Origin of the sequence: Undibacterium sp. Ji42W, from assembly GCF_049340405.1 — a bacterium.
GTDB lineage: Bacteria > Pseudomonadota > Gammaproteobacteria > Burkholderiales > Burkholderiaceae_D > Undibacterium.
Map to the genome: position 1 here is coordinate 130251 of NZ_JBMPOV010000004.1, position 12128 is coordinate 142378.

General features: G+C 51.5%; 18 protein-coding genes. 1 reads left to right on the forward strand and 17 read right to left on the reverse strand.

Annotation, left to right across the window (positions count from 1 at the left end):
- Positions 1 to 42: 42 nt before the first annotated feature.
- Entirely contained in the window at positions 43 to 4092 is a 4050-nt protein-coding gene (locus ACO0LG_RS09915; protein WP_423025816.1) for a Pls/PosA family non-ribosomal peptide synthetase, read from the reverse strand.
- 346 nt (positions 4093 to 4438) lie between these two features.
- Between ACO0LG_RS09915 and ACO0LG_RS09920 the strand changes: the two genes are divergently transcribed.
- The gene (locus ACO0LG_RS09920) at positions 4439 to 4681 is read left to right on the forward strand and encodes a hypothetical protein (RefSeq protein WP_423025818.1); all 243 of its coding nucleotides are present in this window, start codon (positions 4439 to 4441) and stop codon (positions 4679 to 4681) included.
- Here ACO0LG_RS09920 and ACO0LG_RS09925 read toward each other — a convergent pair.
- The 16 genes from ACO0LG_RS09925 to ACO0LG_RS10000 form a co-directional block, all read right to left on the reverse strand.
- Positions 4674 to 4919, reverse strand: coding sequence for a hypothetical protein (locus tag ACO0LG_RS09925; RefSeq protein WP_423025820.1), 246 nt, complete (start codon positions 4917 to 4919; stop codon positions 4674 to 4676). The genes ACO0LG_RS09920 and ACO0LG_RS09925 overlap by 8 nt on opposite strands.
- Positions 4920 to 4980: 61 nt before the next feature.
- Positions 4981 to 5115 carry a hypothetical protein gene (locus ACO0LG_RS09930; RefSeq protein ID WP_423025822.1) on the reverse strand — a complete coding sequence of 45 codons (135 nt, stop codon included), beginning with the start codon at positions 5113 to 5115 and terminating at the stop codon, positions 4981 to 4983.
- The gene (locus ACO0LG_RS09935) at positions 5116 to 5289 is read right to left on the reverse strand and encodes a hypothetical protein (protein WP_423025824.1); all 174 of its coding nucleotides are present in this window, start codon (positions 5287 to 5289) and stop codon (positions 5116 to 5118) included. It lies immediately after the preceding gene.
- A gap of 12 nt (positions 5290 to 5301) precedes the next feature.
- Positions 5302 to 5586 carry a hypothetical protein gene (locus tag ACO0LG_RS09940; RefSeq protein ID WP_423025826.1) on the reverse strand — a complete coding sequence of 95 codons (285 nt, stop codon included), beginning with the start codon at positions 5584 to 5586 and terminating at the stop codon, positions 5302 to 5304.
- Positions 5586 to 5987 (reverse strand): hypothetical protein, encoded by a 402-nt coding sequence (locus ACO0LG_RS09945; protein WP_423025828.1) that lies wholly within the window; start codon positions 5985 to 5987, stop codon positions 5586 to 5588. Before ACO0LG_RS09945 ends, ACO0LG_RS09940 begins: the two co-directional genes overlap by 1 nt.
- Positions 5984 to 6589 carry a lysozyme gene (locus ACO0LG_RS09950; protein ID WP_423025830.1) on the reverse strand — a complete coding sequence of 202 codons (606 nt, stop codon included), beginning with the start codon at positions 6587 to 6589 and terminating at the stop codon, positions 5984 to 5986. The genes ACO0LG_RS09945 and ACO0LG_RS09950 overlap by 4 nt, the downstream gene beginning before the upstream one ends.
- Complete coding sequence (locus ACO0LG_RS09955) at positions 6589 to 7281, reverse strand: hypothetical protein (RefSeq protein ID WP_423025832.1); 693 nt, start codon at positions 7279 to 7281, stop codon at positions 6589 to 6591. Before ACO0LG_RS09955 ends, ACO0LG_RS09950 begins: the two co-directional genes overlap by 1 nt.
- Entirely contained in the window at positions 7278 to 8045 is a 768-nt protein-coding gene (locus ACO0LG_RS09960; RefSeq protein WP_423025834.1) for a hypothetical protein, read from the reverse strand. Before ACO0LG_RS09960 ends, ACO0LG_RS09955 begins: the two co-directional genes overlap by 4 nt.
- Positions 8042 to 8416: a hypothetical protein gene (locus ACO0LG_RS09965; RefSeq protein WP_423025836.1), complete on the reverse strand. Its 375-nt coding sequence runs from the start codon at positions 8414 to 8416 to the stop codon at positions 8042 to 8044. Before ACO0LG_RS09965 ends, ACO0LG_RS09960 begins: the two co-directional genes overlap by 4 nt.
- Positions 8398 to 8676, reverse strand: a complete 279-nt coding sequence (locus ACO0LG_RS09970; protein ID WP_423025838.1) for a hypothetical protein — start codon at positions 8674 to 8676, stop codon at positions 8398 to 8400. Before ACO0LG_RS09970 ends, ACO0LG_RS09965 begins: the two co-directional genes overlap by 19 nt.
- Positions 8676 to 8963 (reverse strand): hypothetical protein, encoded by a 288-nt coding sequence (locus ACO0LG_RS09975; protein WP_423025840.1) that lies wholly within the window; start codon positions 8961 to 8963, stop codon positions 8676 to 8678. The genes ACO0LG_RS09970 and ACO0LG_RS09975 overlap by 1 nt, the downstream gene beginning before the upstream one ends.
- Before the next feature lie 12 nt (positions 8964 to 8975).
- Positions 8976 to 9830 (reverse strand): major capsid protein P2, encoded by an 855-nt coding sequence (locus ACO0LG_RS09980; RefSeq protein WP_423025842.1) that lies wholly within the window; start codon positions 9828 to 9830, stop codon positions 8976 to 8978.
- A gap of 462 nt (positions 9831 to 10292) precedes the next feature.
- The gene (locus ACO0LG_RS09985; RefSeq protein WP_423025844.1) at positions 10293 to 10949 is read right to left on the reverse strand and encodes a hypothetical protein; all 657 of its coding nucleotides are present in this window, start codon (positions 10947 to 10949) and stop codon (positions 10293 to 10295) included.
- The gene (locus tag ACO0LG_RS09990) at positions 10936 to 11346 is read right to left on the reverse strand and encodes a hypothetical protein (protein ID WP_423025846.1); all 411 of its coding nucleotides are present in this window, start codon (positions 11344 to 11346) and stop codon (positions 10936 to 10938) included. Before ACO0LG_RS09990 ends, ACO0LG_RS09985 begins: the two co-directional genes overlap by 14 nt.
- A 9-nt stretch (positions 11347 to 11355) precedes the next feature.
- Positions 11356 to 11676, reverse strand: coding sequence for a hypothetical protein (locus ACO0LG_RS09995; RefSeq protein WP_423025847.1), 321 nt, complete (start codon positions 11674 to 11676; stop codon positions 11356 to 11358).
- A gap of 94 nt (positions 11677 to 11770) precedes the next feature.
- Positions 11771 to 12049: a hypothetical protein gene (locus ACO0LG_RS10000; RefSeq protein WP_423025849.1), complete on the reverse strand. Its 279-nt coding sequence runs from the start codon at positions 12047 to 12049 to the stop codon at positions 11771 to 11773.
- Positions 12050 to 12128 lie beyond the last annotated feature (79 nt).

Sequence of the window (12128 nt, forward strand, 5' to 3'; positions counted from 1 at the left end):
CTTGCCATTTTGAAATGAGCAAACCAGTTTGACATGCATCAATCAACCTCCCGTCATGGCAGCAGGACAGCCGTGCCAGCTGGAATTGGCCGGAATATATTCTCCCTTCATCACCAGTGTCATTGCACCAAGGCTGGCACCATCTGCTACCACAGCGCTGTACAACACCGAACTGCGCGGGCCCATGTAGACACGTTCACCAATACTGACATGGTCAATTTTCATGACCCTGTCTTCAAATAAATGTGTTTGCGGACAGGTCAGGGCATTGATTTCGCTATAGTCACCGATGCTGACGCAGTCAAACTCGGTAATGTCGGTAGTGTCCATGTACACGCCGCGCCCTATTTTGCAACCCAGCAAATTGAACACCAAAGGCAGCCAGGGCGTACCACGCAGATAACGCATGAAGTTTGGTACTGCAATACCTTCATACAGATTGGTGATGCCTTCTGATATCCAGACAAAAGGTGTCCACATGGGCACACTGCTTTTCTTGTAGCGGAAAATCAAAAGCCATTTCAAAGCCAGCACAAAAGCAAAACTTCCTACGCCATATAATAAGCCGGCAACAACCAGATAATATAAAACCTCGCTCCAGCGATCATCACCAGCCAAAGGCATCAAATCCAGAACGATGGTATAGCCAACGGCGATCACCATCGCATGCGGGGCAATGATGCGGAAAGCTTCTATCAGGCCTCGTCCCAGACGTCGGATAAGGGAAGGGCGGAAAGTGAGATTTTCAGGGAACCCCCTGGTTTCTTCGCGGGCTGGCAAATGGATAGCCGGTGAACCCAGCCAGGTATCGCCCTCATGCATTTGTTCATTATCCGGCGCACTGGTATGTACACCTATCAATACATTCTCAGGCAAAATCGTACCGTCCGGGATGTAAGCCCCATTACCGACAAAGCTGCGACGAGAAATGACGGTAGGGTGCATGCTCATCCAACCGCAATCAATTTGCTCGTCACCCAGCAATACGGCATCGGCAATGAAAGTATCATCACCTAAAGTCAACATATCCGGAACGACACCTAAAGCCGTTGAAATCTCTGCACCACGCCCGACTTTTGCACCCAGCAAGCGATACCAGAACGGGGCATATACTGTTGCATACACACCATGTAACACATTCAGGCTCGATTCCTGAATCTGATTGACCAGCCATTTGCCGCAATAAGTATTGCCATGTACAGGATATTGCCCTTCCTTCAAGGTTGGTAAAATGCTCCAGCGTATGCCAGCAGATAAAAGCGCAGTACATACAATCAGCACTGCCGTTGCCGGGAACGCCAGCAGAAAATATTTCGCTAACTGGAAAATCACCGAATTGCTTTGCAAACCGGGGAAGAGCTCAGAGTTATCAAACCAGTCTATCGTCACAAAACTGGGGAATACCGGCATGAAAAACAGGGCACTGATTAATAGCGAACCAAACACGAAAAATACAGCTTCACCTGCCAGGCGTAAGCGTGAAGCATGCGGTCTTGGCGGATAAATCGAGGCATCAAATGCGCCGGCATCTCTGGCAGGTGAGCCTTTCCAAATCCTGGATTTTGGTATGCGTTGTCCTGCGCTCAGAGCAGATTGCCCATCAAGATGGCCACCAGCTTCTATGTGTACATTGCCTTCCAATACCGCATATGAACCAGCGTAAGCATCATCCTCCAGGGTGATGGTCCCCAAGATTAATTCGCCGTGTTGTACGCGTGCATTTTCAAAATTACTCGCACTACCTATACTGCAACGGTCACCGATGCGTAGCAAATCAGGCGCACGCAAAGTCATCGAACCGATCACCACGTCAGAGCCTATCTTCGCTCCCAACGCACGTAACCACCAAGTGTATAAAGAAGAGCCGCTCAGCATATATGTAGGCGCAGCCTCCACTAGCCTGTCTGCTAGCCACCAACGGTAATAAGTCCATCCCCAAAGAGGGTAGCGACCAGGTTTCAAGCGTCCGGCAATCAGCCATTTACCTATAATGGCAACGGCAAATTCAGTTAGTGTCAACAACAGGAAAACGCCAACAGACAAGAACACCGCCCTGGCAATGGAGTCCTCAGGGTCACCAGTGAAAAAGTGATAAGCAAAAAATGGCGCCAGCCATTGCACCATGCGCATGGCCACCAACCAAGGTATGGCTGCCGCTTGCCCGATGCCACAAAGCCAGCGCTTCCATTCTGGCGCAGTGGCCCATTGTTGATTGCTTGACGCTACCGAAGCATCTTGGGTTTGTCCTGTGGATTCCAGGACTTGCAGCATCCTGGCGATCACGCGATGCGTATAGATGTCGCTAATTCTGAAATAGGCAAAACGCGGATGCTTGCGCAAGATCGACACCAGTTTTGCTGCCATCAGGGAGTGACCACCAAGATCAATAAAAAAATCTGACCCGCGTTGTATAGCCTGCCCAGGGAACAGGCTGGCCAAAGCGTCAAACAACACCGCCTCAGTCTCGTTCTCAGGGAGATCTGATGCGTTGTTCGCGGCCTGTTTTGCCAGCGTCAGTTTTTTAAGCGTATTGCGGTCAATTTTGCCAGATGTCAGTCTGGGCATTTCAGCCAGATATTCAAAGCGGGCAGGCACCATGTAAATAGGCAAGACCCGGCTTAACTCGGTGCGCAAGACAACAGCATGCTGTGCAAACACGTTTGCATCAGTATCGGCAGGGAGTTGATCATTGATGATGAAAGCCACGATCTGGTCAATGTCTTCATCCTTACGCAAGACAACTGCCACTGCGCCCACCCCAACTTGTTTGGCTAATACTGATTCAATTTCACCCAACTCAACCCTGAAGCCGCGGATTTTCACCTGGTCATCGGCACGCCCAAGACACTGCACGCTACCATCAGGGTTAAAACAAGCAAGGTCACCAGTACGGTACAACCTGGTGTCATGTGAATGTCTGCTCCAGGGATTGGCCAGAAATTTTTCAGAAGTAAGATCAGGTCGGCCAAGATAACCTATCGCCACACCAGGGCCAGAAATACAAAGTTCGCCGATTTCACCAAACGGTAGCAGACGCAGACCATTTTCAACATCCGTTGCAATAACAAGCAAGGAATAATTAGGCAAAGGTCTGCCTATGTTCACAGCTTGATCGGCGTGTAACTGTGCCAGGCTGGCCGACACACTTGCTTCGGTCGGCCCATAAGTGTTAAACATCTGCCGTCCTGGACGCGACCAGCGCTTGACCAGCACCTCAGGACACATCTCGCCGCCCAGATTGATCAGGCGCAGGCTATCAACGTCATGGCTGAATAAAGCGAGCAGGGTGGGGACAGCGTGTAAGACACTGATGTGGTTTTCATTCAAAGCCAGCGGCAGGGCATCTGGATCAGCTGTAATTTCTTTTGGTGCGAGCCATAAGGTCGCGCCAACCAGGTAACTGATCCAGATTTCTTCAAATGACATATCAAATGCCAATGAAAATCCCTGATACACACGGTCATCATGACGTATGCCCAGTATGTGGTTTTCACTGCGCAAAAAGTGGCAAATGCTGGCCTGGTTCACCAATATACCCTTGGGCTTGCCTGTCGATCCCGAGGTATAAATCACATAAGCTGGGTCGCTGCCTTTGATGGCTTCACGCTTTAAGATGGTTTGCCCAACATCGGCTAGTGCATCTTCAGCCAGCCATTTTCGACAGTCCAGCTCAGTCAACTGCACTTCAAAAGCCGGACAGCTCAAGACTCCAAAGGCATTGGCATCATTAAGGCAGACAGCAATCCTGTCTATGGGAGTATCTGCGTCAAACGGCAGCCAGGCAGCACCAGTTTTGGCAATGGCCGCCTGCATGATCAACAAATGTATGCCACGCGGCAGCCACAAGCCAATAATATGCCCGGGCCGCACACCTGCAGCGATCAAAACAGAGGCGACACGATCTGCATCAGCATTCAATTGCCGGTAGCTGACAGATAATTCACCAGAGATTAATGCGATCTTATCAGGAAAAGCTACCGCGCTTGCCTCCAGCAAATCAGCCAGCACTTCCTCTCGTAAAAAATCGCACCTTTCTTCACCGTACAAAATTTCTGGGTTTGTTATTGTATTTGTGCTGCTAAACGATTGCATAAAAAATCTAAAAGAGAAAGGTCACTTAATATAGGCTAAATTTTGGCATCAAAAGCCAAATACTTTCTCATGTTGAGAAATCACAACTAAAGTACTAGTTTACCATTTTGATAAATCCATTCTTGGGAAATATGCGTAACGAATTATTTTGTTTCAATTGTTCATTCTAAAGCTTTGATTCGTGACGAAGTCATATTGTAATGCCATTCTTAATTTCGCATAATTTATATTATGTCAAATGCGCGCTAAATTAAGAATACCAAGCATTATCCCGGTCTTTTTAAAAAATCAATCTTCCCTTCCGGCCTGCATTCTATGCTACTGGCCAACAGAATTCAAAATCCATATGTATCAAGATGCTACCGACCTATTTGGCGAAGTCGTTGTGACTGAAAACGACCTGTTTTTATGGGTGTCCGCAGTGAGCCCGCGATGGTTGACGCCTGAGCGCTCATACAGGAATTACCTGCGCACGTATAACGTCGTGGGCAAGGTGCAAGCCGCCAAGCTGCGCGGTACGTTTGACGAGACTGTAGAGGATGTCTACAGGCCATGGCATGCGCGCCTAGCCTTAGACCTGATTACATGATGATGTTCTTTGCCTTGTCATACCAAGGCGCGTAATCCATTTGCGGCACCTGTACAGGCCTGTACATGGGTTCCGGGTCAATGCTGGGTGGCGTGTCTACAGCGTAGCCTGTGGGCTCACCTACAGCGATGGTCTTAGGCGTAGCAATGACACCCGTACCGATGGATTTCTTTACCAGATACCGGGTGTACACATACCAGCCTATGCCGCCCACGACGGCGAGTTTCAGCAAGTCCATTATTTGCGCTTGCGCTTGCGGAACTGGCCGTTAGATTTACGTGGTGGTGTTTTTCGCTTTGTCATTTGTTCAGCCTGTCAAGTAAAACTTCTATCTGTGTCTGCATTTTGGTAATGCGACGCTCAAGAATGATGATGTAACCAAAGGCCGGAATCACCAGCACGTTGCTCAACTGGAGGATATCGGCCAGTGTCATTTATGCCGCCGCTTTTTCTGCTGCTGCTTTTTCCGGGATGACGCCTGCCAGCGCTGCCGCTACTGCGCTGATGCCATGCAGGTAGAGACCGTATTGACCTGGCACTATATTCGCCAAGACTTGCGCCATGATGCCCAAACCTGCCCAGGTGGATGCTTCTGTTAATCGTTTCATGATTGCCTTTCGTTATGCGCCCATGCCACCAATGGCAAGGGCATCAAGGATTTCTGCTTGTTGTTGCGTGATGCCTAAATCTTTCTGCAAACTGCCCGTAGTTTCCACCACGTTGAGAGCGCTATTTTTTGTAGCGCCGTACACAATCGGTTTTGCGATTTCCACCCCGGCACTGACTACCGAGTTCACCGCATCGCCTACCACACCAAACAGGCCGCGCCTGTAGACGTAGACGCCGACGACCACCACCGCGCCGACCTTGATCAGCGTTGCATAGTTGTCGAAACTGAGTTTCATTAACCTACCGTCCAATCCTGTTCAAGGCCTGTGGTGGACAGGTTTGCCGGGACAATCACATCCGGGCTGGCCTGGTCCCATGCAATTTCTTGCACGGTCTGGTTATTCAGGTAGTTGGCGCTTGTCAGGTAGGCGTATTCGCTGCCACCAAGGATAGGCGCACCAGTCGCAGTCTTGGCAGAGCCACCGCCGAACATGCCGGAGATAAAGCTGCCGAGCGCACCGCCCAAGGCCTGTGATACGCCTGTACCCGCGCTTGCTGGCATGGAGCCAGTGCCGAGCGGCGCATTCGCCTTAAACAGACTGCCAGTGCCACGCGCCTGAGCGCCCCGGCTGTACCAGATTGCGCCCGCTATCAGGACGATGCCTAACAGCGCGTCATTGTTTTTCATGGTGGTCATGCATATACCCCGTTCTCAAATAGGTTAATCTCCCGGTTCCGTCTGTTACGGATGCCGTTTTTGTATTCTGTTGCTACCCAGCCGATAGACTCAGCCGCAATATCCCGTATGCCCTGCCCTGCGTTGACTGCATCCGCAAATTTCTTGAAGCTGCGCGGGCTCATGTTGTAGGCGATATGCACCAGCGCATCAAACTGAGCCTGATTCACTGGCACGGTCACATAGAGGCGTACCCATTTGGCCGCACGGTTTTCTAAGTCGTCGTCAAACATGGCTTCCGCTTGCACCTGGGTGATCGCTGACAATGGCGATGCAGACCAATGACCATAGCCGACCGTGTAGCCGCCGTCGTTCAGCTTGTAGGGCTGAAGCTTCAGGCCTTCACTGCCTTTAATGTCTCGTTTAATCTGGTCGCTGGGTTGCATGTCGCTTAATTCCTGTGAGCCTATATATCCGGTTACTTCGTCCATCTTGTCGGCTAGTACGTCGGTTAGCCCGTAGTCTTCGCCTGTTGCTGCTGCCACCTCTTGCGCTGCCTGTTCCATTGTCGTGAGGATGATGTAGGCCGCGCCGAAGATGGCCGCGCCAAGCACCAGCCGCATTACAGCACCGTGTACTGAAGCATTCGAAAGAACCCGCTAGGGTCGCCTACTGTCCGATACCAGATCGCTTGCCCTGCTGGTACCAGTATTGAATTCTGTAGCATCACATCACGACCGCCGTAGTTACCTGCCGCTCCTACCGTGTCCTGCGACAGAATGACCGTGCCGTCAAAGATGGCTGTCGGTGCTGTTGCTTTGGCGATAAACGATTGTCTGCCGCTACCAGTCCATATCAATTGCGCGTTGTGGACAATGACGCCGTTCACATTGGTTGCTGCTGCCACAATTTGCAGGTTTGTGTTTGCTGTCTGTGGCGACGTGTCTGCATAGCTTGTCGTTATCGCTTCAGGCCTGTAGATGTCGCGGACAAGTCCGGTAATGCCCACCGATTGACCTGGGGCTATTACTGTCGTGCTGAAAATGTTTGAGTCACCAAAGACGCCGTCACCGATGACAAACTGGCCTGCAATCGTGCTGACGCCATCTTTGCTGGCGATGTACCACGTAGACACGTTTGACGGCAAGCGCATCCATTGACCGGGCTTCAGGTCGAAATCTTCGCCGCGTTCCGGTTTGATGGTGATCGTTGAATTGCCTGTGCTGGTCCCGTTCACGTAGTAAAACGCGAACCCGGCGACCTGCAACATGGTTCTGTTCATTGCCGCACTGAGCGCAAAATCATAGGTTTTCATATCGGCAATTTTCCTTTAGAGACGGCCATCACTGCCACCAATCCCGCAGCCACAACAGCCGCGATGATCAGTTTCTGGTTTGGGTCTGCCTTGCTTGCTGCAACCTGGCTGCCTACCTTATCAATGGTTTGCTGGGTGAAGCCCATCACATCCGCTGCACTGGTCAAACTGTTGGCGCTTGACCTGGCTGCAAAATCAAAGGCGGTCTTCATGACATTCATGTTGTCAGCCGTGGTCTGGTTCAGGTTGTCAAACGCCTTGCCGATCACCGCACCATTGTTCGATATCGCGCCGGAAGACATGGCCGTCACGGAGTCGAGCGCCTTACCCAAGAATCCGAAGTCAGTCACCTGCGTAGAGCGGTTACTGTAGTCCGTCATGGATGTGCTACTAGTATTTGTCGAGCGCGAATCCTGTGTGCTGATTCTGTTGTCAGCGAAATTGGTAGACCTATTGCTATTGTCCGTAAATTTTGTACTGCGGTCTGACGCGTCGGTCATGTTGGTAGACCGATTAGACATGTCAAACATGTTCGTACTACGGTCTGACGTATCGGTCATGCTGGTATTGTTCACAGCACTGTTATCAACGACGTTATTACTGCCATTGATGCCCGTTCCATGGTCGCCCATGGTCATACTGTTGTCAGTATTTGTTGTGTTGCTGCTGGTAGTAGTCGTGTTGCTGGCGTCGCTGTTGGAGCTGCCGCCAATGTTGTACCGACTGCCATACCGGGCTTTGTAGAGTTCGTAGCGGAAATTCATATTTTCTTTTTCATCCAGTATTCAGCAATTTCGTATCCGTGCTTTTTGGCCTGCTTTACCAGTCCCGGTCTTGCAGTGCGAAACATGATTTCTGTCACATGCCCCCGGCTTACCTTGTCCATATGTCCGGCCAAGAAGTCGCACAGGTTAAACGACGCCCTGCCCGCTGCCGCTGTTATCCAGAGAGTTTGCCCTTCCACTTCTGCGACAAAAGCACCGACAATTTGCCCGCCCTCTTCCATCTTCCAGCAGGTGCCTTTTTGCATGAGCTTTTCAACGTCATGCCGTGCGCCTGGGTTTGGCTTTTTGCCCTTCAGAGGCGCGAGAATGTCGCGCACCTCATCCGGGTTACTCAGCGCAACAACAACCATGCGCCCGCAGCTATTGCAATGTACAAAATCGGGATACCGCCAACACTGCCAGCAAGTGCGCCCATGTCACCAGCGCCCCCGGCATTGCTGGGATTACTGGTTCCGTCTGCGCTTTGGCTGCTGCCCTGCGTATGACTTTGCACGTTATGGATTGATATCCATGGCATGTTCATGCTGACAGGGATAGCCGCCGAGCTTTTCGCATCGCTTGGCCCACCCCCACCCGCCGAAATGCTCGGTATGGTGAAAGGGAGCGCCATTACTTTTTACTCCCAGCCAGCACAACAAGCAGAATGCCGCCAATGATCAGCAGATTCATGGTGTTTTTATCTGCCGTCACCTTGACAGTGCGGTTTTGCTGAAGCTGGCCGTCAGCATATGCGCCGTTGACCATCGCGCCTATGGCATTTTGGGCAGCGCCCTTGATGCCTTGCGACACGACATAACCCCAATCGACCGCACCATCAGCGCCCGCATTAAGCATGTTCGCCGGGATTGCGCTGTATCCGTCGTTTTCGCCGAACAGCGCGTTACTTTCGTATGACATGCTGTCCCCTTTTTACAGGTTTGTAGCAGCGTCGAGAACTTCCGCGATAGCTGTTACTGTTGCGCCGCCTGCATCCGCTATGTACGCATTGAATTCAAACGTGTCATAGATCAGTGAGCCTGCCGCGTTGCCGTTGCTCAGACGGCGCATTGTGGTGATATGCGCGTCGTGGTTATTGTCGATGATGAAATCAGCGACGTATAAGCCAGCTTGCGGTACTTTCTTGAAATTCGCCTGGTCAAAGCGATTACCCAAGTCAGTTTGGTCAAAGAAGACCAGACCGTTTTTCTTGATTTCCAAGCGACTGACGTTACCGTTAGTCGCGCCTGTCCAGGCTGTACCGGAGTAAAACAGCCAGATACGTTTCATGACAGCGCCGCGCATGTTCAGCGGCAAAGTGAATTTGCCCGCAGAGTTTGTGCTGAAGCTGAATGGCACGAATTTGAGTACCGCTGGATTACCCTGCGCGCCTTCAAAATAGCCGATAGCGTCGATTGTCGGAGACACCGCAGCCGCATTGATGTAGAACTCGAAGTAGACCTCACCCAATGGCAGCAGGGCCATCAGATCGAAACCGCCCACCTCCTTGACCGGGAAAATCGCTTGGTCACGTTCTACAAAATTCAGGTACAGCACTTTCGTGTTGTCTGCTTCGTTTTTGTAGTTGTTGACGGCATTGAATTGCGCATAGGTCAAGTCCCAGATCACGCGGGAACCTACCTTGATGCGGACACGGTCAATCAGTGTCTTAAGAAAATTCAGATTCAGCTTGAGGCCTACCAGCGTGAAGGCTTCAGCCGGGACGCGCAAAGTAGCGATGGAGCCAGCAGCCACGCCTACGACTTGTTGCATTGGTTTGTTAAACATGGCCTTAGTTTCCTGTCAAAGCGCGTTGAATGAGATTGCGAGTAATCGACACTTGATTACCCACGTAGATGACGGCCAGCACAATTGCGGCGGTCTTCAGAGCTTCTTTTAAATGTGGCATGTCAGCCCCTTATTTCGGCAAAAAGTCACTGACAACCGGGATTGTCATTGTGTTGTTGAGCTTCTTTGCGATGGCGAATACCAGCAAAATAAAAGCCGCGTTTTTCAGATAAGCTGCCATTTGTTTTCCTCACGTTTGGCTGTTGTCGTAATTTTTTATGAGCGCTTTTAGCCGGGGACTTGACGCCACGATGATGGCGACAATCACAAGACCGATTGCATAACTAATCGTGTCCTGACTGACTTTTTGTAGGCTCGGTAAAAACTTGTTCATGTAGCCAAGTTAACGAGTTTCAGACGTGAAAAATAGTGATGGTGCGATGCCTACGGATACGCATACGCCTAGGCAGAAAACGGGGTCTCTTTTATGCGTCCTGTCGTGGTTATGACGCCACTTTTCAGGCTTCTTCCCTTGCGCTCCCACTCGATGTAATGCAGGTCAGGCAAATCATTGATGACGTCCGGGGATATGTTCATGCGTTGCGCTATGGCTTTCCGGTGTGGTTCCTCACCCAGCCAGCCGCAATGCACCAGCGTGGCATTGGATAAAAATGCCTTGTCCACCTGGGCCGGGTACTGGCTGCAACCGATGACATGCACACCCTCATGGCGTCCGCTGTTGCACATGCGCCGCCACATAGGTGGAGCCCATGACGGCTTGGTGAAATTGCTCAACTCTTCCACCAGCAGGGTGCAGTTTCCCGCCATGTATGCCAGTTGGCAGACGTGACTAAACACCTTATCGAAATGCTCTTGCGGGCAGTCTTTCGGGAAGACGTAGCGGACACGGAACCCGCCGCCCGGCGCTTTGACTACCATGCGCGTCATGTCGGCCATGCTTGTGAACGGGCTGGCAAATTCGCCGTATTCGTCCTGGGGATCAAGGATGATTATTCGCTTAGGTTTGAGCCTTCGTAGTTCGCGCTTTATCCACAGCCCTTTACCGGTGCCGGACTGCCCCATGACAGCCCATATTTTCGCGTCGTTATCCGTTGCCATCAGCGCCCTGCCCTATCGGCTTGCTTTGCTCAGCCTCCCGCAATTCCTTGCGCTCTTTGTAGGCCAGCACAGCAGGCATAGCAAATCCGATAGCCGCCATACCAAGCATAATTTCAGGACTGGACACACCAGACCAGCCGTATTTATCCGCTACAGGCACAATTGCCCGCGCCAGATTCATCTTGGCTTCATCTGTGTAGTAATGCGCCGTCTCAGGGAATGCCGTGGTAATTGCCCATGCAAGACCGGTAGGCACGATCAGCCATTCCATCGCTGCCGCGTCAGGGTCTGGAGGCATAACACCTGGCAATTGCTGCGCTTCTTCCATGGCGATGGCCGCGCCAGCGTCGATATTTTCGCCAGCCGCCAACATCGCATTAATTTCTTGTTCGGTCATGGTCTTCCCCTAGAAAGGCAATCCTAAGAACTCAAAAACGGGCTTTTGAGCGGTTTTTATGGGTTCCGGTACGGATACAGGCTGCGCGGGCTGTTCGTTGACTGGCTGCGCGATTTCCGGCGCTGGCAGGTCTAATTTTTCTTTCCGGGTGATCTTGAGCAGATGCCTTGCCTGTTCGTCGTTCTTTGTGTGAAGCTGGCACCCGCAGCCACGGCAATGGACGTATGGATACGCCTGGCCTGTGGCCTTGTCGTTCTTGATTTTGACGTGGGCAGCATCGTGCCCACAATTGAGGGGGCAACTTGTTCGCCCCAAGATATCGCTTGCCATACTGGTTCCTCATTCACCACGCCCGGTAAGGCGTGGCTTTGTGGTTGCGCTTTTGGTCTTGTGGACCTGGACGCGAAAAGAGAGCCCGAACTTTTTACGCTTGCGCCGGTTCCGGCAATAGATGCAGGATGACGCCGAGATGTTCTTCGATGGCATCCAGTTTTTCATTCACCACCGGGTCGTTCACGTAGACCAGCTTTTCGACCTCTACCGGTGGCAGAGGCGCGGAGGCGTCCGGGGCAGCTACTGCCGCCTCAACTTCCTGCTTCAGCGCCCTGAATTCTGCGTCGTCGTAATTGATGCGCCCGTAGTTATCGTAGATTTTGCTGAACAGTGCGGACACTGCCAGCAGTGCATTTTGCTTTTGACTCATTTCAACTCCTGAAAGAGAGCATCCCAACCGAGTAGGCCGGAAAGCTTGATTAAAAAACCCCTTATGGGGGTAGGCATCA

Bases quoted from the DNA above. Each gene is read 5' to 3' on its own strand.
- ACO0LG_RS09970 (WP_423025838.1), bottom strand. From the start codon at position 8,676: ATGGCGCTCCCTTTCACCATACCGAGCATTTCGGCGGGTGGGGGTGGG.
- ACO0LG_RS09990 (WP_423025846.1), bottom strand. From the start codon at position 11,346: ATGACCGAACAAGAAATTAATGCGATGTTGGCGGCTGGCGAAAATATC.
- ACO0LG_RS09920 (WP_423025818.1), top strand. From the start codon at position 4,439: ATGTATCAAGATGCTACCGACCTATTTGGCGAAGTCGTTGTGACTGAA.
- ACO0LG_RS09965 (WP_423025836.1), bottom strand. From the start codon at position 8,416: ATGGTTGTTGTTGCGCTGAGTAACCCGGATGAGGTGCGCGACATTCTC.
- ACO0LG_RS09985 (WP_423025844.1), bottom strand. From the start codon at position 10,949: ATGGCAACGGATAACGACGCGAAAATATGGGCTGTCATGGGGCAGTCC.
- ACO0LG_RS09935 (WP_423025824.1), bottom strand. From the start codon at position 5,289: ATGAAACGATTAACAGAAGCATCCACCTGGGCAGGTTTGGGCATCATG.
- ACO0LG_RS09950 (WP_423025830.1), bottom strand. From the start codon at position 6,589: ATGCGGCTGGTGCTTGGCGCGGCCATCTTCGGCGCGGCCTACATCATC.
- ACO0LG_RS09980 (WP_423025842.1), bottom strand. From the start codon at position 9,830: ATGTTTAACAAACCAATGCAACAAGTCGTAGGCGTGGCTGCTGGCTCC.
- ACO0LG_RS09915 (WP_423025816.1), bottom strand. From the start codon at position 4,092: ATGCAATCGTTTAGCAGCACAAATACAATAACAAACCCAGAAATTTTG.
- ACO0LG_RS09940 (WP_423025826.1), bottom strand. From the start codon at position 5,586: ATGAAACTCAGTTTCGACAACTATGCAACGCTGATCAAGGTCGGCGCG.
- ACO0LG_RS09955 (WP_423025832.1), bottom strand. From the start codon at position 7,281: ATGAAAACCTATGATTTTGCGCTCAGTGCGGCAATGAACAGAACCATG.
- ACO0LG_RS09930 (WP_423025822.1), bottom strand. From the start codon at position 5,115: ATGACACTGGCCGATATCCTCCAGTTGAGCAACGTGCTGGTGATTCCG.
- ACO0LG_RS09960 (WP_423025834.1), bottom strand. From the start codon at position 8,045: ATGAATTTCCGCTACGAACTCTACAAAGCCCGGTATGGCAGTCGGTAC.
- ACO0LG_RS09925 (WP_423025820.1), bottom strand. From the start codon at position 4,919: ATGGACTTGCTGAAACTCGCCGTCGTGGGCGGCATAGGCTGGTATGTG.
- ACO0LG_RS09975 (WP_423025840.1), bottom strand. From the start codon at position 8,963: ATGTCATACGAAAGTAACGCGCTGTTCGGCGAAAACGACGGATACAGC.
- ACO0LG_RS10000 (WP_423025849.1), bottom strand. From the start codon at position 12,049: ATGAGTCAAAAGCAAAATGCACTGCTGGCAGTGTCCGCACTGTTCAGC.
- ACO0LG_RS09995 (WP_423025847.1), bottom strand. From the start codon at position 11,676: ATGGCAAGCGATATCTTGGGGCGAACAAGTTGCCCCCTCAATTGTGGG.
- ACO0LG_RS09945 (WP_423025828.1), bottom strand. From the start codon at position 5,987: ATGACCACCATGAAAAACAATGACGCGCTGTTAGGCATCGTCCTGATA.